The following is a 21738-nucleotide window of genomic DNA, read 5'->3' on the forward strand; positions in this document are numbered from 1 at the left end:
GCGGGGGTTGCCAGCCCCCGCCCGGCATGGGGGAGGATGGCGGGAACCGTACGAAGGGAAATTCACGGTGAGCATCGACCCGTCCTCGATTCCGAATTTCGGGGGCCAGCCCGAACCGCAGGAGACGGGCCCGGCCGGCCCCGTCATCCCCGACCAGGACCTGGTCAAGCAGCTCCTCGAGCAGATGGAGCTGAAGTACGTCGTGGACGACGAGGGAGACCTCGCCGCACCGTGGGAGCAGTTCCGTACGTACTTCATGTTCCGCGGCGAGGACGAGCAGCAGGTCTTCTCCGTGCGGACGTTCTACGACCGTCCGCACGGCATCGAGGAAAAGGCACAGCTCCTCGAGGTCGTCGACGACTGGAACCGCCGCACCCTGTGGCCGAAGGTCTACACCCACACCAACGACGACGGCACCGTCCGGCTGATCGGTGAGGCGCAGATGCTGATCGGCGTCGGCGTCTCCCTGGAGCACTTCGTCTCCAGCACGGTCAGCTGGGTGCGCGCCTCGATCGAGTTCGACAAGTGGCTCGTCGAGCAGCTCGGCCTGGAGGCCGACGCCGAGTCCGGCGACGACAAGCCGGACGAGGACGCCTGAGCGTTCCGGCCCCCGGCCGGCGACCGGCGGGGCCCGTGTGCCGCCGGTCTCACATCGGCATGCGGGCGACCGTGAGCAGGTACGTCCCGTAGAGGAACGAGAGCCCGGCCAGCGCGCCGACCGTCACGACGACGGTGCGCTGCCGGGCTCTCGCCATCGCCAGGGCCGCCGGCAGCAGCAGCGGGAACGCGGGCAGCAGGAAGCGCGGCTTGGACGCGAAGTAGCTGGAGCCGCCGACCGCGATGACGACGAGCACCAGCGCGTAGACCACCAGCACCGCGGGTGGCCGGTCGAGGAAGAGCAGGACGAGCGCGACCAGCGCGACGCCCAGGATCGCCAGGGTCACGTAGTAGGCCATGGCGTCCCGGCCGATGAAGAGGTGCCGGACGAACCGGAACGCGTCCCGCCCGAAGTCGAACCGTGACCCCCACAGCCGCTGCACGTCGAAATAGCCGAGCACCCCGCCGCCGGAGCGGAATCCGGCCCACAGCACGTAGGACGTCCAGCCGAGCGGCGCGAGCGCGGCGCCCGCCCAGACCCGCCAGTCCGTACGGGCCCGCCGGTCGCGGGCCAGGGTGAGGGCGGCGCCGACGCAGACGGCCGCGGCCACCGCGACGGCGTTGGGCCGCGACAGCCCCGCGAGCAGCGCGAGCGCACCGGCCCACAGCCGCCGTCCGGTGACAGCCGCGTAGAGCGCCCAGGCGGCGAGGGCGGTCATCAGCGGCTCGGTGTAGGCCATGGACTGCACGATCGCGTGCGGCAGCAGCCCCCAGAGGACGACGAGCGCGGTGGCCGGCTTGTGCCCGTGCAGCCGCTCGCCGACCGCGTAGATGCCCCAGGCGGCCACGCCGGCAGAGAACCAGGCGACGAGCAGCCCGGCGGTGACCGCGGTGAACGGCAGCACGGTCATCACCGCCCGCACCAGACCGGGGAACAGCGGGAAGAACGCCAGGTCGTTGAAGACCACCCCGCGGGTGGTGGGCGAGGGGATGATCAGGCCGTAGCCGTGCCGGGCGATGTCGGCGTACCAGATGCCGTCCCAGGAGTGGCCGAGCAGCGTGCGCGGATGCCGTCCGATCCACCAGGCCCAGCCCGCCATGACCGACATGCCGGTGAGCCGGACGGCGGCGTAGAGCGCGAGCGCGGGGGCGGCTCTGCGCAGGGCTTCGCGCACCCGGTCGAGGCGGCGGGCACGGGCACTCGGGGCCGCGGGGTGCGGTTCCGGCGCTCGTACGGGCACGGCGGTGTCGGCTGACACGGGGGCACCTCCGGTGCGGGCGCGGCCCGGTGTCCGCCGCGGGGGCGGTGCGGGGGGCCGGGGCACGGGTACGGACGGGGGCGGTTCGGCATACCGACCATGCGTCTCGCGCGTCACGCGCGCGACACGGAACGCCCGTTAGCGGTGCGCCTTCCACCCGCTCGGCGGGCACGGCGGAGTGTCTGCGCGGGACGGGGGTGCGGGTGTGCTGAGGGGCGGGCCGGGGGTGGTGCGCGCCGTCCGCCGGGGGCGTGGGCCGCCGCCTGCCCGCGCGTCCCGCCGCGGTGCGCGCGGAGGGCGCCCGGCACCGGCACCGGCAGTCCGCGCGTGGACGCGTCCGGGCGGCGTGCGATTTCCCTGTGAACTCCCGCCGCGCGCCGGGGTGGTGGGTATTCGTGCGCCCGCCTTCGCGACGCGCCCCAATGCGCCCTCCAGTGTCGTGCATTTCTCGTTCCGTATTGGTGAAGAACCCGTGCCCATGGCGTCGACAGTGCTCGGAAACGCTGTTTGAGCAGGGGATTTGCAGATGGCTCATGGCTGATCGCATATGCGTCCGGCCGCTTGTCGGGGGCCTGCCGCGCGCAATGATTCTGAACAGTTGAACTGCCTGGCCCTCGCGTGGATGGAAAGCACGATGAGATGGGTAAAAACGCTGTGAGCGCCGGTCAATTCATGATTCCCTCTCATTCAGAGACACGTGTCGGACGACGACTCCTCACGGAATCCTCGGAATCACTGTCATCGGACCCCACGGAACACTCATATGTGGGCATGAGCCGGCGCACTCGAAGACTCTGGTCCTCCTCGGCGGGCCGGCCCACCCTCCACTGCGTGCTTGCGGAGCCGACCCATGCTCACCACCCTCAAGACCACCTACACCGACACCCGTGCCGCCGACCTCGCCTGGTGTCTGGGGAAGGACCCCCTCCCCGCCCTGGCCGTCCTCGATCTGCGGCTCGCCGACTCCCTTGTCCAACTGCGCCTGCTCGGCGCCTCCCACCAGGTGCTGCTGGAGGAGGAGGGCGGCGTCTGCTCGGAGACCGTCGCCTGTCTGCCGGGCAGCGCCACCCCGCTGCCGCTGGGCGTGGCCCGCCGCGTCGGCGCCTGGGAGTACGAGTTCGCGGCCCGGATAGAGACCCTGTCGCACGGCTCCTTCGCGGGCCGGGCGCAGGAGCTGCTGGCGCTGGTCGCCGAGCATCCGTACGGACTGGCCGGCACCTTCCCGGGGAGCCCGCACGCCTTCACCGCGCTGCTCGCGCAGCGGCGCGAGGGCCAGGTCAGCTGGCGCACCTGGCACGCGTATCCGCAGGAGGGGCGGCTGGTCGCCACCCGCACGAGAGTGGCCGCACGGGCCGCCGCGGCCCTCTGAACGGCCCCGTGGGGCACCCGGAAACGCGCCATGGAACACCTGTAATAAACCCTTGTGGGTGACAAAAGGTTGTCGGATCGTGACGTAGCGTTCCCATCATGATCTACCGCCCGGTGCCGGCGCGGCTGCCCGTACCGGCCGGGCTCGGCCGCTTCGTGGTCCTGACCACCGTCTTCATCTGCGCCGCCTGCGGGCTGGTGTACGAGCTGGAGCTGGTCGCCCTGGCCTCGTATCTGATCGGCGATTCCGTCACCCAGGCGTCGGTCGTGCTGTCGGTGATGGTCTTCGCGATGGGCCTCGGCTCGCTGCTCGCCAAGAGACTGAGAGCCAGGGCCGCCCTGGGGTTCGCCGCCGTCGAGGCGGTGCTGGCGCTGGCCGGCGGCCTGTCGGCCATGGCGCTCTACGCATGCTTCGCCTGGTTCGGCCAGGCGCGGCCGGCCCTGGTGGCGTTCTCCCTGACGATCGGGGTGCTGATCGGCGCCGAGGTGCCGCTGCTGATGACCCTCATCCAGCGCATCCGGCGGCAGGACGCGGGCGGCGCGGTCGCCGACCTCTTCGCCGCCGACTATGTGGGCGCCCTGGTCGGCGGGCTCGCGTTCCCCTTCCTGCTGCTGCCCGTGCTCGGGCAGTTGACGGGCGCGCTGCTCACCGGCGCGGTCAACGCGGCGGCGGGCGGGGCGCTGGTGCTCTGGCTCTTCCGCGGCGATCTGAGCGTGCGCTCGCGCTGGGCGCTCCTCGCCGCCAACGCGCTGGTGCTGGCGCTGCTGGCCGCGGGCACGGTCCTCACCGGCCCCTTCGAGCGGGCCGCGCGCCAGGCGGTCTACGGCTCGGACGTGCGGGTGGCCGTGCAGTCGGACGTGCAGGAGGTCGTGCTCACCGGCGGAGCCGGGAGCGGCAAGCCGCTCTCGATCTTCCTCGACGGGCGGCTGAAGGTCAGCGGGGACGACGAGTTCCGCTATCACGAGGCGCTGGTCCACCCCGCGATGTCCGGGCCGCACCACAGGGTCCTGGTGCTCGGCGGGGGCGACGGCCTCGCCCTGCGCGAGGTGCTGCGCTACGGGGACGTCGCCTCGGTCACCGTCGTCGAACTGGACCGCGCCCTCCTGCGGTTGGCCCGCACCGACCGCGATCTGACCGCACTCAACCACGACGCCTTCCGGGACCCGCGGGTGCGCACGGTCGTCGGCGACGCCTTCGACTGGCTGCGCGGCCGGCCCGCCGACGACCCCCCGTACGACGTGGTGATCTGCGACCTGCCCGACCCGGGCATCACGCCCAGCACCAAGCTGTATTCGCAGGAGTTCTACGGCCTGGCGGAGCGCCGCCTGGCGCCCGGCGGGCGGCTCGCCGTCCACGCAGGCACGGTCGACGCCCGCCCGCACGTCTTCTGGACGGTGGAGGCCACGATCCGCTCGCTGGGCCTGCGCACCCGGGCCTACCGGGTGGGCGGTGGCGCGCCCGGCGGGCCCGCGCGCACGGTCGAGCGGCGGGCGGTCGAGCGGCGGGCCGTCGAGCGCGAGGAGGAGGGGGACGACTGGAGCTTCGTCCTGGCGTCCCGGGATTCCATATCCCTGCAACTCCCGCCGGTGCGCCCCTGCTTGCAGTCGCTGACGCCCGGGGAGCTGACCGCGGCCGCCCGTGCCGCCGAGCGCAGCCGTGAGACCGGGCTGCTGCCGTCGACCCTCATGCACCCCCGCTATGCGGAGTGACGCCGGGCCGCCGGCGGAGCGTGGCGCGGAAGGCGCCCGGGGAGCAACCCGCGCGGTGGTGGAAGAACTTGGAGAAGTTCGCCGCGTCGTCGAAGCCGATCCGTTCGGCGATCCGGGCGGCGGGCAGCTCGCTGTGCGCGAGCAGCCGCTTGGCCTCCAGTATCACCCGGCGGTCGATGAACTCCTTGGCGCCCACCCCCGCGCCCGTGAGGGCCGCGCGCGAAAGGGTCCGGGGGGAGTAGCCGAGCGTGCGGGCGTAGTCGGCGACCCGGTGACTGGCCGCGAAGTCCCGCTCGACGGCGGCCCGGAAGCGCACGAAGGCGTCCCCCGGCGCCGGAACGCTGCTGCCGACCGGGGCGGTGAGATGCGCGAGGCGCAGCACCAGCACGGACAGCAGGTGCCGCAGCACGGCGGAGTGCACGTCGGCGGGCAGTCCGCGGCTGGTGCGGAAGTCGGCCTCCAGGTGGTGCACCGCGCAGAAGACGGCCTCCCGGTCCTGCCCGACCGGCTGCCACAGCACCGGCCGGAAGGGGTCGTCGGCCACCGCCGCGACGGCCGTGCCGGGGGAGAGGAAGCCGGGCTGCACCAGGATGACCGCGCCGTCGATCCCCTCCACCGCGCCGTACTGCTGCACCTGTCCGGGCCGCACCCACAGCACCGACCCCTCCTCCAGGGAGTAACCGGTGAAGTCGACGGTGTGTCCCGCGGCCCCGGAGCGGACGACGATGATCTGGTGGAAGTCCAGCCGCTGAGGCTTGGCGAGCAGGCCTTCGGGCGAGCGGGCGCGCAGCTGGGCGAGCGTCATCACCTCGACCCCTTCGGGCGTGCCCGGCGGGGCCCGGTAGGTGAGCTCGACGATCTCTTCCTGACGGGCGTGTCGCTTTTTCACCATGAGGAGACCTGAGCGTACCTGGTCGGCCTCCGGAAACGGCCATAGCGTGGCCATAACGCACCACAAGGAGTGCATGGATCACAGCAGCCGTCCCGGCCGGGACAGCTGCCCGTTCCAGGGAAAGACATGGCACCGCACAAGCTCACTTACGCATTCGACGCCTACTGCGGCTGGTGCTACGGCTTCGGCCCGGCCGTCCGGGAATTCGCCGCGGCGAACGCCGGGCGTATCGAGCTGACCGTGCGCAGCGGGGGCCTCTTCACCGGTCCCCGGGCGCAGCCCGTCTCCGCGTACTCCTACATCCCGCAGGCCGACGCCCGCATCGGCGAGCTGACCGGCGCCGTCTTCGGCCCCGGCTACGCCAAGGCGTTCGCCGACGGCACCGCCGTGCTCGACTCGGCCGACGCCGCGGCGGCCCTGGTCGCGCTGCGCCGACAGGCGCCCGAGAGGACACTGGAGTTCGCCGGTGCCCTGCAGCGCGCCTGGTACGTCGACGGGCTGAGCCTCTCCGCCCCCGACACCCTGCGCGCGGTCGCCGCCGGGCTCGACGGCGTCGACGGCGAGGCCGTCGTGGCCGCCGCCGCGGACACGGACACCCGCCGTGAGGCGGAGGCGGACTTCCGCGAGGTGCGCCGCCTGGGCGTCGACAGCTTCCCCACACTGCTGCTGCACACGCCCGGCGGGGTGCGGCGGCTCGGCGGGCCGATGTCGTCCGCGCAGGCGCTCACCCGGGCGCTCGACCAGCACTGACCCCCTTCTCCCCTTCTTTCCCCCCACTCATTTCTTTCTCTGAGGAGCACCCCCATGGCGAAGATCGCCCTCTTCGGCGCCAACGGCACCATCGGCAGCCGCGTCCTGCGCGAGGCACTCGACCGCGGTCACCAGGTCACCGCCGTCGTCCGTGACCCCGCGAAGGTCACCGAGACCCACCCGGCGCTCACGGTCACCACCGGCAACGTCCTCGACGCGGAGTCGGTGACCGCCGCCGCCGAGGGCCAGGACGTCGTCGTCAGCGCTGTCGGCGGCGGCGACGGCCCTGGCCACGTCGCGACGATCAAGCCTTCCGCCGAGTCGCTGGTGGCCGGCGTGCGCGCGCTCGGTGACGCGGCCCCGCGCGTCATCTCGGTCGGCGGCGCGGGCTCGCTGCGCACGCCCGACGGCAAGCAGGTCTGGGACGCCGAGGGGCTCCCCGAGTTCCTGCTGCAGATCATGCACGCGCACGGTGACGCGCTGGACTTCTACCGCACCGTCGGCGATGTCCGCTGGACCAACATCAGCCCCGCCGGGCTGATCGAGCCGGGTGAGCGCACCGGTGCGTACCGCACCGCGCTGGAGGACCTCGTCATCGGTGCCGACGGCAAGAGCCGTATCTCCGCCGAGGACTACGCGGTCGCGCTCGTCGACGAGATCGAGCGCCCGCAGCACGTGGGCGAGCGCTTCACGGTCGGCGACTGACCCCGCCCTTCGGGGCTCCGCGGGCGGGGCGCGACGGAAAGTTCGGCCTGAGAGGCACTGGTGAGGGGCCTGATGGGTAGGCTCGCTTGCTATGGAGCATGAGGTGTTCGTTCCGTTTTCCGTCGACTCCGTCCGCCGGGTCCTCGCCGACCCCGCCCGCGTGGTGCGCTGCGTTCCCGGCCTCCAACAGGACGTCGCGGATGCCTCCGGCGCGCTCGTGGCCGGACGCCTCCGGCTGCGCATAGGTGGCTCGACCATCACCTACCGGGGCTCGCTGCACCTGACCGAGCGCGACGGCTCCTACGAGCTGTCGGGTGAGGGCAGTGAGGTGCGCGGCTCCGGCACGGTGACGCTCGCGCTGCGCGGCGTGCTGGCGGCCACCGCCGACGGATCCCGGCTGACCTGCACGGGAACGGTCGGCAGCACCGGCCGGCTGGCGGACTTCGACGAGAAGGCCACGGAGGCCACGGCCCGCCGCCTGCTGGACCGTTTCGCCGCCGCGCTCATGGAGGAGCTGCGGGAGGACGCGGAGGAGGAGGCGGGCGCCGCGGGTGAGGGCCCCCGGCTGGAGGGCGGCAGCGTCTTCGACACGGAGGTCCCGCCGCCGTCCCTCGACCCGTCGGCCGACGACGAACTCGACGTGGACGACGACGAGGACGACGAGCCGCCCGCGGAGGCCGCGCACGCGCGCCGCACGATGATCGGGCGCAGCGCGGAAGAGGTCGACCACGCGCCGCCGCGCGGCCGTTACGCGCCCGTCCCCGCCCCGGAGGCGGCCTCGGCGACGGCCGCTGCGCTGCGCTGGGCGGCCCCGGCGGCGGCGGTGGCCCTGGCCTCGGCGGTGGTGGTGAGCCGGGCGCTCCGCCGCAGGCGCTGAGCCGCGTTCCCCGGAGCCGGGCGGCTCGGCGGACAGGCGCGACCGGCGAACGGGGGTCCGGATTCGGGGCGGAGCCCCGAATCCCGGTGGCCTGCCCATAAGGTCGCATCGTGAGCACCGACAAGACGAATCAGGTCCACCTGAAGGCCGGCGACGCCGAACTGACCGTGGATCCCCGGAACGGATGCAGGCTCACCAGTCTGCGTATCCGCGGCACCGAACTCCTGCGGCAGGGTGCCAAGTACGGCGCCTTCCCCATGGTCCCCTGGTGCGGCCGCATCGAGCTGGGGCAGTTCCGCAACGGCGGCGAGCGCCATCAGATGCCCGTCAACCATCCCCCGCACGCGATCCACGGCACCGGCCGCGACACCGCCTGGAGCACGGCGCGCGCGGACGACACCTCCGCCGCGTTCACGTACGACCTCGCCGAGCCGTGGCCGTACACCGGCCGGGTCACCCAGCTGGTGGAGCTGGGGCCGGACTCCCTCACGCTGACCATGGGCGTCGAGACGTACGACAACTCCTTTCCGGCGCAGGCCGGCTGGCACCCGTGGTTCCTGCGCGACCTCGGCTCGGGCGGTGACATGGAGCTCGCGTTCGACGCGGAGTGGCAGGAGGAGCGTGGCGACGACCACCTGCCGACGGGCCGCCGCATCGCGCCGAAGCCCGGCCCCTGGGACGACTGCTTCGGCATGCCCGACGGCGTGGACGTCACCCTCACCTGGCCGGGACAGCTGGAGCTGAAGGTCGCCAGCCGGGCCGAGTGGGTCGTGATCTACGACGAGGAGAAGGAGGCCGTCTGCGTCGAACCGCAGTCCGGCCCCCCGAACGGCCTCAACACCCTGCCGCGCCTCGTCACTCCGATCGACCCCCTGGAGATCTCCACGACGTGGACGTGGCGGACGCCGGCGTGATCCGGTCCGGCGGAACGGCGTAAGCGCGCACCCACGTCAGCCGCGTCGAGCCCGTCCGGAGATGGGGGACACCCGGACCCCGTCCGGGGGGACCCCGAGGGCGTCCCCGCCGCGGACGGCCCGCGCTGGGACGAGGTCCGCCGGACACGGCCTAAGCTCAGGACCATGAGCGAAGCGCGTGACGCCCTGCTGCAGCAGATCAAGGACAAGGCCGTGGTCCACGGCAAGGTGACCCTCTCCTCCGGCAAGGAGGCCGACTACTACATCGACCTGCGCCGGATCACCCTGGACGCCGAGGCGGCGCCCCTGGTCGGCCAGGTGATGCTGGACGCCACGGCGGACCTGGAGTACGACGCCGTCGGCGGCCTCACCCTCGGCGCCGACCCGGTCGCCACGTCGATGCTGCACGCCGCCGCCGCGCGCGGCCGCAAGCTCGACGCGTTCGTCGTCCGCAAGGCGCAGAAGACGCACGGCATGCAGCGCCGCATCGAGGGCCCGGACATCAAGGGCCGCCGCGTCCTGGTGGTCGAGGACACCTCGACCACCGGCGGTTCGCCGCTGACCGCCGTCGAGGCGGCGCGCGAGGCGGGCGCGGAGGTCGTCGCCGTGGCGACGATCGTCGACCGCGGTGCCGCTTCCGCCATCGAGGGCGCGGGCCTGCGCTATGTGACGGGCTACTCCCTGGGCGACCTCGGCCTGTCCTGACCTGCGATTTTGTCAAAGCGTCCCCGAGGGGCGGGCTGGTTTCACGTGAAACCAGCCCGCCCCTCGGGCTTCCCCGGCCGAGCACCCATGTGGAGCAATTCGGTGAGTCTGGGGCAGGGTGTTGCTGAAGTTCGCTGTGGGCGCGTCTGGCGACCCCTGTCACAGCCTCGCGCACGCGACGGGAGTGCCCCGCCGCCCTGTCGCTCGTCGGCGACGAGGAAGAGCGTCAGCGATCTCGCGGGCGAGCGTCAACTAACGTCTGAACAAGACTCGTTCGCGCTGACCGCACGGCGTACGCTGGCCAGAAGGGCTTGACTTCGTACGAGGAGCGGCTATGACAGACCTGGCCGGGATGACGACCGGGGAGCGTGTCCGGTTCTACCGAGAGCGACGCGGGATGACGCGGCCTGTGCTTGCTGGACTAGTTGGCCGTGGCTCCGACTGGTTGAAGAAGATCGAATCTGGCGAGCGGCAGCTACGTGACCACACCCTCCTTGTCAGGCTCGCAACCGCGCTGAAGATCAGCGACCTGACCACCTTGACGGGTGATTCCGTGCCCTCCCCGGTAGGCCCGTCCGCGCGGCTCGTACTGCCCGGTGTTGCTGACCTCCGTGACGCCTTGCGGGGCCCGCTGTTCGCCGTCCCGGATGAGCCGCTGAGCGTGGACGTGATCCGAGGGCGTGTGGCTGAGGCATGGCGGCTGTGGCACTCGTCCCGCTTCCAACGGTCGGAGGTCTCCAGCCTTCTCCCCGGCCTCATTCGGGACGCTTCCGCGCTGCCCCGTCGTCTTGACGGGCCGGAGCGTCGGAAGGCGTATGCCGTTCTCGCCGACGTATACCACCTCGCACAGCAGGCGGCCGCGTTCGCCGTCGAACCGGAGCTGTATTGGCTGATCGCCGACCGTGGCAGGAACGCTGCGCAAGACGCTGACAGTCCGTTGTGCCTCGCTGGGGCGTCGTGGACGTGGGCGAACGGGCTCCGCGAGTCCGGCTATGCCGAAGAAGCGATCCGCGTCGTCACTGAGGCTGCTGAGGCCATTAAGACGCATCTTGAGAGGGGCTCTGACGACCTGCGGGGCGTTTATGGGGCCCTTCACCTCCATGCGGCCATTACACACGCTCGTGAGGGTGCTGAGGGCGACGCGTGGCGGCACTGGGACGAGGCTGACCGCACCGCGAACCGGCTGCCCGATGGCTACGCGCATTCATGGACGGTGTTCGGCAGGGGTAACGCGGACATCCATGCCGTGAGCGTCGCCACCGACCTTCGGACGCCCGGGACGGCGATGAGCCGAGCCGAAACGGTGGACCTGGAAACGGTGCCGAGCGTTGAGCGCCGTTCGCGGGTGCTGATCGAGCTTGGGCGCGCGCAGAAGCAGCGGAAGGACCATGCCGGGGCGCTGCACTGGATGAGGCGCGCTGTGGAGGCGTCGCCGGAGACGGTGCGGTTCACGCCGGTTGCCCGGGGGTTGGTCTACGACCTGGCGAAGGAAGCCCGTGGGCCGCTGAAGTCGGACGCGATGGCACTCGCCGAGGAGGTACAGGTACTAGCGAGCTGAGGGGGACAGACTGGGCCTCTCGTGAGTTCCCGTTCCGCTTACCGTCTTCCGCTACCTACGCGAGGGGACAGCGACGATGGCGAGAGCGCGCGAGACCGGGCACCCGTACGACTACGTGACCTACGCGCCGGCGGGGCAGGCGTGCGGGAAGTGCCGGAAGCCCATCCCCACTGACACTCCCTGCCGACGAGGGGACATCGAACGGGCTTCCTCGTCCCCCGTCGCCGTCTACTGGCACCAGGAGTGCGCCGACAAGGCCGGGGGCGCCAAGTGACCTCCCGGAACTTCCGGTTCGTCGACTGGGTGACCGTCCCGGACGAGACCGCCGCCGCTGAGTATGTGGTTATCTGCCGTGACGTGATCCCGGGCGACGGCGACCAGGAGCACGACACCGTGTGCCGTTGGGAGTTCCGCATCCTGGACGACCGGGAAGAGGCGGACAAGCGGCAGAAGGCCCACGTCGAGAAGACGGGGCACCGGCTGTTCGTGGAGCGCTCCACCTGCTACACGATCATCACGCCCCCGCCGGGATCTGTCTTGGCGGGACGGCTGGCCCGGCAAGAGCGGGCAGCGACCCGGTGACCCCCGCAAGGCTCCACAGGCGCCCCCTGGCCCCGTTGCCGACCTCGGAACTGGTCAGCCCCATAGACGACCCTGACGGCCCGTATACGGACTCCCCCGAGGGATGGTGGACCAAGTACGGCGGGGCGGCAGATGGGCGCTCCGGGGTGGTCTACATCCCCCAAGAGGCCGGTCACCCGCCGTGCCGCTTCCCGTGCGCCCTCTGCACGGAGCAGCGGCAGTACTGAGACGAGCGGGGGCTGTCCCCGCTGCAAGATCCCGGACGCGGGGTTGGGCGGCATCCCTTCCTGAGCGTCTCGGGTAGGCCGTCCTCGGCGTGAGATGTGGTGATCTCCCGGCGCTGTGGGCGGCAGGTTCCCCCGACCGGACAAGCCTTGAGCGTGGGCAGATGTGCCAGGACCAAGCGGACGCGCTTGAGCTCTCGTCCCGGTCAGCCCCTTCGCTTCGCTGGGGGTGCCTCTTCGGCGGTGAGGGCGCCGACACCGGCCCCGCTCGTGCGTTGTCTCCGTGGCGTGCGGGTGGGGCTTCCTGCTGTCGCGGGCGTGGCCTGGGCAGGAGCTCCGCGATTGCATGCCAATGTCCGTGTTCGAGCGCGGGCGGTAGCCTGGGGCTGACGTAGGACGGCCGAACAGCCACGGCACAGTGGCTCTGCCCAGGCCCTGAACCAGCGCATGAGAGGATTGTGTCTTGGCTATCGCAACCCCCGAGGTCTACAACGAGATGCTCGACCGGGCGAAGGCAGGCAAGTTCGCCTACCCGGCCATCAATGTGACCTCGACGCAGACGCTGCACGCCGCGCTGCGCGGTTTCGCCGAGGCGGAGAGCGACGGCATCATCCAGATCTCCACCGGTGGCGCGGAGTTCCTGGGCGGTCAGTACAGCAAGGACATGGTCTCGGGCGCCGTCGCGCTCGCCGAGTTCGCGCACGTCGTCGCCCAGAAGTACCCGGTGAACATCGCGCTGCACACCGACCACTGCCCGAAGGACAAGCTGGACGGCTACGTCCGCCCGCTGATCGACATCTCCGCGCAGCGTGTCGCCAACGGCCAGAACCCGCTGTTCCAGTCGCACATGTGGGACGGCTCCGCCGAGACGCTCGCCGACAACCTGGCCATCGGCCAGGAGCTGCTCGCCAAGGCCGCCGACGCCAAGATCATCCTTGAGGTCGAGATCACCCCGACCGGTGGCGAGGAGGACGGCGTCAGCCACGAGATCAACGACGAGCTGTACACCACCGTCGACGACGCGCTGCGCACCGCCGAGGCCCTGGGCCTGGGTGAGAAGGGCCGCTACCTCCTGGCCGCCTCCTTCGGCAACGTCCACGGCGTCTACAAGCCGGGCAACGTCGTCCTCCGTCCCGAGCTGCTCAAGGACCTTCAGCAGGGTGTCGCCGAGCGGTACGGCAAGGCCGACCCGTTCGACTTCGTCTTCCACGGCGGCTCCGGCTCCACGGAGGAGGAGATCCGCACCGCGCTGGAGAACGGCGTCGTGAAGATGAACCTCGACACGGACACGCAGTACGCCTTCACCCGTCCGGTGGCGGCCCACATGTTCAAGAACTACGACGGCGTCCTGAAGGTCGACGGCGAGGTCGGCGAGAAGAAGACGTACGACCCCCGCACCTGGGGCAAGCTGGCCGAGGCGGGCATGGCCCAGCGCGTCACCAAGGCGTGCGCGGACCTGCGCTCCACGGGCACGAAGCTGAAGTAGCCGTGCGGCACCGGTGACGTTCGCGGCGCCGGTGCACATGCCGTGCCGGAAGGGTCTGGCCCACGCTCGACGAGCGTGGGCCAGACCCTTCCGCACAGCTGGCCCGGACGCCGCGGCCGCGCGATGATCCGGGCATGAGCGACTCCGCAGGGGACCCGGGCGGCAGGCCCGATCCGGCTGCCGTGCCGGAAGCACGGCCCGGGGACACCGCGGCTGCTTCCCCCGCAATTTCCTCCGCCGTTTCCCCCGCCATCCGTATGGGCACGCCCGCAGGGCGCTTCGTGCTGCTGACGGCCGTGCTCGGCTCCGGGATGGCGATGCTCGACAGCACCGTCGTCAACGTGGCGCTGCCCCACATCGGCGCCGACCTCAACGCCGACCTGGCCGTGCTCCAGTGGACCGTCAACGCGTACATGCTCACCCTCGCCGGGCTGATCCTGCTGGGCGGGGCGCTCGGGGACCGGTTCGGGCGGCGCCGGGTGTTCGTGGTGGGCGTCGTGTGGTTCGCGCTCGCGTCGCTGCTGTGCGGGATCGCGCCGGACGCCGGCGTGCTCATCGCCGCGCGGGCGCTGCAGGGCATCGGCGGGGCGCTGCTCACGCCCGGTTCGCTCGCCCTGATCCAGGCGGTCTTCCACCCGGACGACCGGGCCGGGGCGGTGGGGGCGTGGTCCGGGCTCGGCGGGGTGGCGTCGGCGGTCGGGCCCTTCGTGGGCGGCTGGCTGGTGGACGGGCCGGGCTGGCGCTGGGTGTTCCTGATCAACCTGCCACTGGCGGCCGTGTGCGTTCCGGTGGCCCTCCGGCACGTGCCGGAGACCCGCGACCCGAGGGCGCACGGGCGGTTCGACGTCCTGGGCGCGGCGCTGGGGGCGCTGGCGCTCGGCGCGGTGACGTACGCCCTGATCGCCGCCCCCGGGAAGGGCGCGTCGCCCTGGGTGATCGGGCCGGCGGTCGGCGGGGTGCTGCTGGGCGTGGCGTTCTGGCAGGTGGAGAACCGGCGGGCCGAGCCGATGCTGCCGCCGGGGATCTTCGCGAACCGGATGTTCACGTCGGTCAACGCCGTCACCGTCTGCGTCTACGCCGCCTTCAGCGGCTTCTTCTTCCTGGCGGTGCTCCAGCTCCAGATCGTGGTCGGCTGGTCCGCGCTGGAGGCGGGCACCGCGCTGCTGCCCACGACGGTCCTGATGCTGCTGCTGTCCGCGCGCTCCGGCCGCGTCGCGCAGGGCATGGGCCCGCGGATCCCGCTGACGGTCGGACCGCTGCTGTGCGCGGCGGGGATGCTGCTGATGACCCGGGTCGGACCGGGCGCGGTGTACTGGCGGGACGTCCTGCCCGCCCTCGTCGTGCTCGGCATGGGCATGGTGGCGCTCGTCGCCCCGCTCACCTCGACGGTCCTGGCCTCCGTGGACGTCGGCCGCGCGGGCCTCGCCAGCGGCATCAACAACGCGGCGGCCCGCGCGGCAGGCCTGATCGCCGTGGCCGCGCTACCGCTGCTCGCGGGCATGGGCCCGGAGACGTACCGCGATCCCGGCGCGTTCACGGGGGCGTTCCACCGCTCGATGCTCTTGTGCGCGGGGTCGCTCGTGGTGGGGGCACTGCTCGGCTGGTCGACGGTGCGCCCTCCGGGCGGGCGGTGCCGGCCGGAGGCGGCGTACCACTGCGGTGTTTCGGCACCGCCGCTGGATCCGGGGGATGAGAGGTAGGTCTTGGCGGGTGGGGTCCCCTGCCTCGCCCTTTCCCGGCCGCGGTCGATGTGCGGCTCCGCCGCGTGGGGGCTCCGCCCGGGGTCCGGGACGGGGGTCGGTTGGGCTCTGGCCTGCCCTCCCGTGCTGGGGGTGCGTGCCCCAGGCCCCCCGGGCTGCGGATCCGTCGGCGCCTGCGGCGGGCTTTCCCCCACCCCGCCCCTTCCCGAAACTGGGGCGCTGCCCCAGACCCCGCAACACGCTTCGCGCGTTGTCCTCAAACGCCGGACGGGCTGGATCCGTACCCCGAACTGGGGCTGCGCCCCAGACCCCGAGCTGCGGGCCGGTTCGCCGCCTGCGGCGGGGGCGCCCTGCGGGCGCGTCCTCAAACTCCCCCAGCTACCGCTGGGAGGTGCCCCAACGGGCTGGATTTCGCGCACCCGGCGGAAAAGAAAAGAACGGCGTGCCCGGCGGAAGAGGAAGGCGCACCTGGCGGAAAAGAGAGGCGCACCCACCGGCCTTCAACTTGCCCTCCGGCGGAGGGGGTGGGGCCGGAGGGTGGGGTTCTGGAACGCGGTGCGTTGTCGGGGCACCCAATACGGATCAGGGCGCCCGCACCGCGTTCCAGGTCCTCAGCCCGGAGGTCACACCCCCGGTCCAGCCACAAACCCAGCCCGGCCGGCGATTGAGGCCACCCGCCGCAGGCGGCAGACGGACCCGCACAAGACAAGCGGCGCACACCCCCACCAACCGCCGCCCGCAGAGGCGCCCCGCCGGCAGGCGCGTAACAAGACAACGGCAACCCCCACACCCACCCGGCCAGCGCAGCGACAAGGCAGACTGGAGCCCATGTCCATTCACGAGAACCTGCTCGGGGGACCGCCCCCGACCCACCTGCCCGACGACCCCGAGCCGCGCGAGCTGCTCGCCTCCGGTGCCGCCCCGGCCGAGGTGGCGGCCAAATACCCGGCGTCCTCGCTTGCGTGGGCGCAGCTCGCCGACGAGGCGTTCGAGGGTGGCCGGGTCGTCGAGTCTTACGCGTACGCGCGCACCGGCTACCACCGCGGGCTCGACGCCCTGCGGCGCAGCGGCTGGAAGGGCCACGGCCCGGTGCCGTTCGAGCACGAGCCGAACCGCGGCTTCCTGCGCGCGCTGCACGCGCTCGCGCGGGCCGCGCAGTCGATCGGGGAGCAGGAGGAGTACGAGCGCTGCTCGGCGTTCCTGCGGGACAGCTCCCCGACGGCCGCCAACACGCTGGGCTGACCTGACGCGACCGGCCAGGACCGGCCAGGACCGGCCAGAACCAGTCAGAACCAGTCAGGACCGGCCGGAACGCCCCGCTCCACGCGGGGCGTTCCGGCTGTCCGCGGGGTTATCCACAGGCCTTGCCGCGGGCGGCGGCCGGGACGGATGATGCGTGGCAGGGGACCGGGGCTCCGATGCCGACGGGAAGGGGCGGACCGCTACCCGGAAGCACGTCATGCCGAGGAGAGCGCGATGCCGCAGCCGCAGTCACCCTGTCCGCCCGCCCCGGAGACCGCCGGATCGGTCTCCCCGAATCTCGACTTCGAGGGCACCACGCCGTACGAGGACTACGTCCGGGCCTCGGTGCTCAGCAGGCTCCAGGAGCCGCTCTCCGACGACCCCGGGGAGATGGCCTTCCTGGTCACCACTCAGGTGATGGAGCTGTGGTTCACCGTCCTCGTGCACGAGTGGCGCACGGCCCGGCACGCCCTCCGGCGGGACGACCCGGAGGCCGCGCTGGCCGCGCTCAAGCGGTCCGCGTACGAGCTGGAGTCGCTCAACGCCTCCTGGAAGCCCATCGCGCACCTGACGCCCAGTCAGTTCAATGCGTACCGGGGCGCGCTCGGCGAGGCGTCCGGGTTCCAGTCCGCCACGTACCGCCGCCTGGAGTTCCTGCTCGGTGAGAAGTCCGCGGCCATGCTGACGCCCTATCGCGGCGCCCCCCGAGACGGCGCGGAGCTGGAGAAGGCGCTGCACGAGCCGAGTCTGTACGACGAGGTGCTGCGCTATCTGGCGCGGCTCGGCCATGAGATACCCCGGGCCGTGCTCGACCGCGACGTCGCCGAGCGGTATGCCGCCGACCCGGGCGTCGAGCGGGTCTGGCAGCGGATCTACGAGGGCCCGCGGCACGGCGACGAGTGCCGTCTGGGCGAGAGCCTGACCGAGGTCGCCGAGCTGGTCTGGCGCTGGCGCAACGACCATCTCGTGGCCACCCGCCGGGCGATGGGCGCGAAGCCCGGCACGGGCGGCTCCTCGGGAGTGGCCTGGCTGGAGAAGCGCGCCGCGAAGAACGTCTTTCCCGAGCTGTGGACGGCGCGCAGCCATGTCTGACGTGGAGGGAGCGGGCATGAGCGGAGCACTCGGCCGGGAGGCCGCCGAGCTCGACGCCGGTGATGTACTGCGCGCAAAGCGCGCCGAGTTCGCGCTGGCCGACAAGGTCGTGTATCTCGACGGCAATTCCCTGGGCGCCCTGCCCGGCGCGGTGTCCGCCCGGATCGCGGACGTCATCGGGCGGGAGTGGGGGCAGCTGGGGATCCGGTCCTGGACCGAGTCCGGCTGGTGGTCCGCGCCCGAGCGGATCGGCGACCGGATCGGCGCGCTCGTCGGGGCCGCGCCCGGCCAGGTCGTGGTCGGTGACTCCACGAGTGTCAATGTCTTCAAGGCGGTCGTGGCGGCGGTCCGCATCGCCCGGGAGGAGGCGCCGGGCCGCGACGAAGTCCTCGTCGACGCGGCCACGTTCCCCACCGACGGCTATGTCGCGGAGTCCGCCGCCCGGATGACGGGCTGTCGCGTCCGGGCCGTGCCCGCGGCGGAGCTGGCCGGGGCGGCCGGGCCGCGCACCGCCGCCGTGCTGGTCAACCACGTCGACTACCGCACGGGCCGCCTCCACGACCTGCCGGCCCTGACCGCCGCCGCGCACGGAGCCGGGGCCCGCCTCGTGGCGGACCTCTGCCACAGCGCGGGCGCCCTCCCGGTCGAACTCGACGCGTGGGGCGTGGACCTCGCCGTGGGCTGCACGTACAAATACCTCAACGGCGGGCCCGGTTCGCCCGCTTGTCTCCACGTCCGTCGTGAGCTCCAGCCCCGCTTCGACTCACCGCTGCCCGGCTGGAACTCCCACGCCGACCCCTTCGCGATGGCCCCCGCCTACGCCCCCGCCGAGGGCGCGGCGCGCGGCCGGGTCGGCACGCCGGAGATCCTCTCCCTCCTCGCGCTCGACACCGCGCTCGACGTGTGGGACGGGGTGGCGCTCGCGGACGTCCGGGCCAAGAGCCTCGCCCTGACGGACTTCTTCCTGCGCTGCGTCGGGGAGTACGTCCCCCCGGGCCGCGTCGAGAGCGTCACGCCCGCCGCGCACGCGGAGCGCGGCAGCCAGGTGGCGCTGCGCTGTTCCGGCGCAGGCGCGGTGATGGAGGAGCTCATACGCCGCGGCGTCGTCGGGGACTTCCGGCCCCCGGACGTCCTGCGCTTCGGCTTCACCCCGCTGTACACGGCCTTCGCGGACGCCGAGCGCGCCGCGCGGGTGCTGGCGGAGACGCTGGCCGAGGTGCCGGCCCCATGACCGGGGAGGCCGAGGCGCACGCGCTGCTGGCCCTGGAGTACGTACCGCCGGACGAGACCGTCGCGTACGGCGTCCACCCCAGCCAGGTGATCGACGTCTACCGGCCCGCCGAGCCGTCCGGCACCCGCGTGACGCTCCTGCACGGCGGCTTCTGGCGGGAGGCGTACGACCGGCGCCACCTCGCGCCCCTGGCCGCGGCGCTGGCGGTACGCGGGGCGGAGGTCGCCCTCGCGGAGTACCGCCGGGTGGGCGGCGGCGGTGGCTGGCCGGAGACCTTCGACGACGTGGCGGCGGTGCTCGCCCGCGATGTGCCGGGCGGCCGGCACGTCCTCGTCGGGCACTCGGCGGGCGGCCACCTCGCGCTGTGGGCGGCGAGCACGGCGCCGGGCACGGTCTCCCGCGTCGTCGCCGTGGCGGCGGTCACGGACCTCGCACGGGCGCGGGTGCTCCGCCTGAGCGGCGGGGCGGCCGACGAACTGCTGGGCGGTACGGACCGGCCGGAGGCGGACCCGGTCCGGCTCCGGCCGCCCCCGGTGCCGACGCTGCTGGTGCACGGCGAGGCGGACGAGGAGGTGCCGGTGGACTTCTCCCGGAGGTACGCGGCGGCGGTGGGCGGCCCGGTGGAGCTCCGGCTCCTGCCGGGGGCCGGGCACTACGCGGTGGTGACACCGGGGGCGGCGGCGTGTGACGAGGTTCTCGTGGCGGTCGACGGACCCTGACCGTGCCGGGTCACGGGCCTCCGGCCGTGGGCATCACCCCAGGTGGAGCCGCGCGTAGTCCTTGAGACGGACCTTCGGAGATCCCCATTCGTGCGGACGCGGCACGCCCGTGCCTTTGCCTACCTTTGATGGTGTGACCGACACCTATGAGCCCAGTCTGCGCAGCGAGATGCGCCTGGCGAAGAGCGCCATCGGCGGGCTTCGCGAGGACCTCTTCACCGACGCCTTCGCCTTCCGGCCGCTGCCCCCGCTGCGCGCCGACCACTGGCTCGTCCGCAGGATGCCGGACCGGGCCGCGCACTACGCCCGGTGGTCCCCGCACGCTGTCGTCGCCGGCTTCACCTGCCTCGTCATGTTCGCGGCGGGCGGGCACTGGGGCGGCATCTACGGGCTGTTCATATCGCTGATCATCGGCGTGCCGATCATCACGACGCTCTTCCGGCCCGTCGGCGCCTGGTGGCTGTCGGTGGGCGCGCTCCTGTTCTCGGGGGTGCTCCTGAGCGGCTACGGCCTCGCGCCGTCGTCCACCGGCGGCTTCTTCTCCCACCTCTGCGTCATGCTGCTCGTGGCCCTGCGCACCCGGCCCCGCGTGGCGGCCGAGATGTGGCTGCTCACCGGCGCGCTGGGGGTCTTCGTCGAGCTGTTCATCAGGACGTTCCGCCCGTACAGCGACGGCTTCTTCGTCTCCGACCTGTTCGAGACGATGGCCATCTCCGGGATCGTGCTCTTCGCCGTCCTGGCCGTACGCGGCCTGCGCGAGTCCAAGCAGCAGGTCGCCGCGCAGGCGGCCGTCACCGAGGTGGAGCGGTCCCGGCGCACGGTCCTGGAGGAACGCACCACCATCGCCCGCGAACTGCACGACGTCGTCGCCCACCACATGTCGGTCGTCGCGATCCAGGCCGAGGCCGCCCCGTACCGCGTCCAGGACACCCCGCCGGAGCTCGCCGCCGCCTTCCAGACCATCCGCGAGAACGCCGTGGCGGCCCTGACCGAGCTGCGCCGCGTCCTCGGCGTCGTGCGGTCGGAGAACCCCGACGCCTTCGCCGGGCCCGAGGCGCCGCAGCCCACCCTCGCCGACATCGGCGCGCTGATCGACAACGTCCGCGCGGCCGGCCCCGCCGTCGAGCACGTCACCACGGGCGCGGTGCGGCCGCTGCCGCAGGGCGTGGAGCTGTCGGCGTACCGCATCGTGCAGGAGGCGCTGAGCAACGCGCTGCGGCACGCGCCCGGCGCCCACGTCCGCGTGGAGATCAGCTACGTGCTCGGCGGGCTCGGCCTGCGCGTCGCCAACGGCCCGGCGGACCGCCTGGCCAAGCCCTCGCCCGGCGCCGGGCACGGCGTGCTCGGCATGCGGGAGCGGGTCACGATGCTCGGCGGCGAGATGACCGCGGAGGCCACGCCGGAGGGCGGCTACGAGGTCCTCGCGTTCCTGCCCGTGGCCCTGGGGGAGACCGCCGCATGACCATCCGCGTACTGATCGTCGACGACCAGATGATGGTCCGCGAAGGTTTCTCCGTCCTGCTGAACGCCCAGCCCGACATCGAGGTCGTCGGCGAGGCGCTGGACGGCAGACAGGCCGTGGAGCGGGTCGCCGAGCTGCGCCCCGACGTCGTCCTGATGGACATCCGGATGCCCGTGCTCAACGGCCTGGAGGCGACCCGGGAGATCGTCGCGGCCGACGCCGACGCGAAGGTGCTGGTGCTCACCACCTTCGACCTGGACGAGTACGTCTACCAAGCGCTGCGGGCCGGCGCGAGCGGCTTCCTGCTCAAGGACGCGTCCGCCCGCCAGCTCGCGGACGGCGTACGGGTCGTGGCGTCCGGCGAGGCACTGCTCGCCCCGACGGTCACCAAGCGGCTCATCCAGGAGTTCTCGCGCCTCGGCACGCCGAAGGTGCCCACACAGGAGCGGATCGGCGACCTCACCGAGCGCGAGACGGAGGTCCTGGTCCTGGTGGCCCAGGGCTGCTCCAACTCCGAGATCGCGGCGGGCCTGGTCGTGGCCGAGTCCACGGTGAAGACGCATGTGAGCCGGATCCTGGTGAAGCTCGGCCTTCGTGACCGGACGCAGGCGGCGGTGTTCGCGTACGAGACCGGCTTGGTGACGCCGGGAGGGTGACCTTCTCCG

21 protein-coding genes are annotated in these 21738 nt (G+C 72.5%); 19 read left to right on the forward strand and 2 right to left on the reverse strand.

Features of this window, described 5'->3' with window-relative positions; translation table 11 throughout:
* Positions 1–67: 67 nt before the first annotated feature.
* A complete protein-coding gene (locus AB0435_RS01315) occupies positions 68–598 on the forward strand; it encodes a YbjN domain-containing protein (protein WP_366002014.1) in 531 nt (176 codons plus the stop codon).
* A 49-nt stretch (positions 599–647) separates the two neighbouring features.
* On the opposite strand, the gene AB0435_RS01320 is transcribed toward AB0435_RS01315, so the two are convergent.
* Positions 648–1856 (reverse strand): hypothetical protein, encoded by a 1209-nt coding sequence (locus AB0435_RS01320; RefSeq protein ID WP_366425894.1) that lies wholly within the window; start codon positions 1854–1856, stop codon positions 648–650.
* 850 nt (positions 1857–2706) lie between these two features.
* Between AB0435_RS01320 and AB0435_RS01325 the strand changes: the two genes are divergently transcribed.
* Positions 2707–3225, forward strand: a complete 519-nt coding sequence (locus AB0435_RS01325; protein WP_366002012.1) for a DUF2617 family protein — start codon at positions 2707–2709, stop codon at positions 3223–3225.
* 98 nt (positions 3226–3323) lie between these two features.
* Entirely contained in the window at positions 3324–4934 is a 1611-nt protein-coding gene (locus AB0435_RS01330) for a polyamine aminopropyltransferase (protein ID WP_366002011.1), read from the forward strand.
* Here AB0435_RS01330 and AB0435_RS01335 read toward each other — a convergent pair.
* Complete coding sequence (locus tag AB0435_RS01335; protein ID WP_366002010.1) at positions 4909–5826, reverse strand: AraC family transcriptional regulator; 918 nt, start codon at positions 5824–5826, stop codon at positions 4909–4911. The two genes, AB0435_RS01330 and AB0435_RS01335, sit on opposite strands and share 26 nt — an antisense overlap.
* A 126-nt stretch (positions 5827–5952) precedes the next feature.
* On the opposite strand from AB0435_RS01335, the gene AB0435_RS01340 reads away from it, so the two are divergent.
* From AB0435_RS01340 to AB0435_RS01415, 16 genes are all read left to right on the forward strand, one after another.
* Positions 5953–6576, forward strand: coding sequence for a DsbA family protein (locus AB0435_RS01340; RefSeq protein ID WP_366002009.1), 624 nt, complete (start codon positions 5953–5955; stop codon positions 6574–6576).
* Between the two features lie 54 nt (positions 6577–6630).
* On the forward strand, positions 6631–7281 hold the full coding sequence (locus AB0435_RS01345; RefSeq protein WP_366002008.1) for an NAD(P)H-binding protein: 651 nt from the start codon (positions 6631–6633) through the stop codon (positions 7279–7281).
* A 91-nt stretch (positions 7282–7372) separates the two neighbouring features.
* Positions 7373–8158 carry an SRPBCC domain-containing protein gene (locus AB0435_RS01350; RefSeq protein ID WP_366425895.1) on the forward strand — a complete coding sequence of 262 codons (786 nt, stop codon included), beginning with the start codon at positions 7373–7375 and terminating at the stop codon, positions 8156–8158.
* Between the two features lie 110 nt (positions 8159–8268).
* Positions 8269–9072, forward strand: a complete 804-nt coding sequence (locus AB0435_RS01355) for an aldose 1-epimerase (protein WP_366425896.1) — start codon at positions 8269–8271, stop codon at positions 9070–9072.
* 165 nt (positions 9073–9237) lie between these two features.
* Positions 9238–9777: an orotate phosphoribosyltransferase gene (pyrE, locus tag AB0435_RS01360; RefSeq protein ID WP_366002005.1), complete on the forward strand. Its 540-nt coding sequence runs from the start codon at positions 9238–9240 to the stop codon at positions 9775–9777.
* A 334-nt stretch (positions 9778–10111) separates the two neighbouring features.
* Entirely contained in the window at positions 10112–11335 is a 1224-nt protein-coding gene (locus AB0435_RS01365) for a helix-turn-helix transcriptional regulator (protein WP_366002004.1), read from the forward strand.
* A 76-nt stretch (positions 11336–11411) separates the two neighbouring features.
* Entirely contained in the window at positions 11412–11609 is a 198-nt protein-coding gene (locus AB0435_RS01370; protein WP_366002003.1) for a hypothetical protein, read from the forward strand.
* Positions 11606–11917 (forward strand): hypothetical protein, encoded by a 312-nt coding sequence (locus tag AB0435_RS01375; protein ID WP_366002002.1) that lies wholly within the window; start codon positions 11606–11608, stop codon positions 11915–11917. The genes AB0435_RS01370 and AB0435_RS01375 overlap by 4 nt, the downstream gene beginning before the upstream one ends.
* Before the next feature lie 687 nt (positions 11918–12604).
* A complete protein-coding gene (gene fbaA / locus AB0435_RS01380) occupies positions 12605–13627 on the forward strand; it encodes a class II fructose-bisphosphate aldolase (RefSeq protein ID WP_366002001.1) in 1023 nt (340 codons plus the stop codon).
* Positions 13628–13884: 257 nt separating this feature from the next.
* Positions 13885–15327 carry a DHA2 family efflux MFS transporter permease subunit gene (locus tag AB0435_RS01385; protein ID WP_366002000.1) on the forward strand — a complete coding sequence of 481 codons (1443 nt, stop codon included), beginning with the start codon at positions 13885–13887 and terminating at the stop codon, positions 15325–15327.
* A gap of 828 nt (positions 15328–16155) precedes the next feature.
* Positions 16156–16569: a DUF3151 domain-containing protein gene (locus tag AB0435_RS01390; protein WP_116212718.1), complete on the forward strand. Its 414-nt coding sequence runs from the start codon at positions 16156–16158 to the stop codon at positions 16567–16569.
* Between the two features lie 234 nt (positions 16570–16803).
* Positions 16804–17661: a tryptophan 2,3-dioxygenase family protein gene (locus tag AB0435_RS01395; RefSeq protein WP_366425897.1), complete on the forward strand. Its 858-nt coding sequence runs from the start codon at positions 16804–16806 to the stop codon at positions 17659–17661.
* A complete protein-coding gene (kynU, locus tag AB0435_RS01400; RefSeq protein WP_366425898.1) occupies positions 17654–18892 on the forward strand; it encodes a kynureninase in 1239 nt (412 codons plus the stop codon). Before AB0435_RS01395 ends, kynU begins: the two co-directional genes overlap by 8 nt.
* Complete coding sequence (locus AB0435_RS01405; protein ID WP_366001997.1) at positions 18889–19611, forward strand: alpha/beta hydrolase; 723 nt, start codon at positions 18889–18891, stop codon at positions 19609–19611. The genes kynU and AB0435_RS01405 overlap by 4 nt, the downstream gene beginning before the upstream one ends.
* Before the next feature lie 169 nt (positions 19612–19780).
* Positions 19781–21073, forward strand: coding sequence for a histidine kinase (locus AB0435_RS01410; protein WP_366002180.1), 1293 nt, complete (start codon positions 19781–19783; stop codon positions 21071–21073).
* Positions 21070–21729, forward strand: coding sequence for a response regulator transcription factor (locus AB0435_RS01415; RefSeq protein WP_366001996.1), 660 nt, complete (start codon positions 21070–21072; stop codon positions 21727–21729). The genes AB0435_RS01410 and AB0435_RS01415 overlap by 4 nt, the downstream gene beginning before the upstream one ends.
* The last annotated feature ends 9 nt before the right edge of the window (positions 21730–21738 follow it).

It is taken from the genome of Streptomyces sp. NPDC051173 (assembly GCF_040689515.1).
Classification (GTDB): Bacteria; Actinomycetota; Actinomycetes; order Streptomycetales; family Streptomycetaceae; genus Streptomyces.

Bases quoted from the DNA above. Each gene is read 5' to 3' on its own strand.
- AB0435_RS01395 (WP_366425897.1), top strand. From the start codon at position 16,804: ATGCCGCAGCCGCAGTCACCCTGTCCGCCCGCCCCGGAGACCGCCGGA.
- AB0435_RS01415 (WP_366001996.1), top strand. From the start codon at position 21,070: ATGACCATCCGCGTACTGATCGTCGACGACCAGATGATGGTCCGCGAA.
- pyrE (WP_366002005.1), top strand. From the start codon at position 9,238: ATGAGCGAAGCGCGTGACGCCCTGCTGCAGCAGATCAAGGACAAGGCC.
- kynU (WP_366425898.1), top strand. From the start codon at position 17,654: ATGTCTGACGTGGAGGGAGCGGGCATGAGCGGAGCACTCGGCCGGGAG.
- AB0435_RS01390 (WP_116212718.1), top strand. From the start codon at position 16,156: ATGTCCATTCACGAGAACCTGCTCGGGGGACCGCCCCCGACCCACCTG.
- AB0435_RS01340 (WP_366002009.1), top strand. From the start codon at position 5,953: ATGGCACCGCACAAGCTCACTTACGCATTCGACGCCTACTGCGGCTGG.
- AB0435_RS01345 (WP_366002008.1), top strand. From the start codon at position 6,631: ATGGCGAAGATCGCCCTCTTCGGCGCCAACGGCACCATCGGCAGCCGC.
- AB0435_RS01410 (WP_366002180.1), top strand. From the start codon at position 19,781: ATGCGCCTGGCGAAGAGCGCCATCGGCGGGCTTCGCGAGGACCTCTTC.
- AB0435_RS01325 (WP_366002012.1), top strand. From the start codon at position 2,707: ATGCTCACCACCCTCAAGACCACCTACACCGACACCCGTGCCGCCGAC.
- AB0435_RS01385 (WP_366002000.1), top strand. From the start codon at position 13,885: ATGGGCACGCCCGCAGGGCGCTTCGTGCTGCTGACGGCCGTGCTCGGC.
- AB0435_RS01405 (WP_366001997.1), top strand. From the start codon at position 18,889: ATGACCGGGGAGGCCGAGGCGCACGCGCTGCTGGCCCTGGAGTACGTA.
- AB0435_RS01335 (WP_366002010.1), bottom strand. From the start codon at position 5,826: ATGGTGAAAAAGCGACACGCCCGTCAGGAAGAGATCGTCGAGCTCACC.
- AB0435_RS01370 (WP_366002003.1), top strand. From the start codon at position 11,412: ATGGCGAGAGCGCGCGAGACCGGGCACCCGTACGACTACGTGACCTAC.
- AB0435_RS01350 (WP_366425895.1), top strand. From the start codon at position 7,373: ATGGAGCATGAGGTGTTCGTTCCGTTTTCCGTCGACTCCGTCCGCCGG.
- AB0435_RS01330 (WP_366002011.1), top strand. From the start codon at position 3,324: ATGATCTACCGCCCGGTGCCGGCGCGGCTGCCCGTACCGGCCGGGCTC.
- AB0435_RS01365 (WP_366002004.1), top strand. From the start codon at position 10,112: ATGACAGACCTGGCCGGGATGACGACCGGGGAGCGTGTCCGGTTCTAC.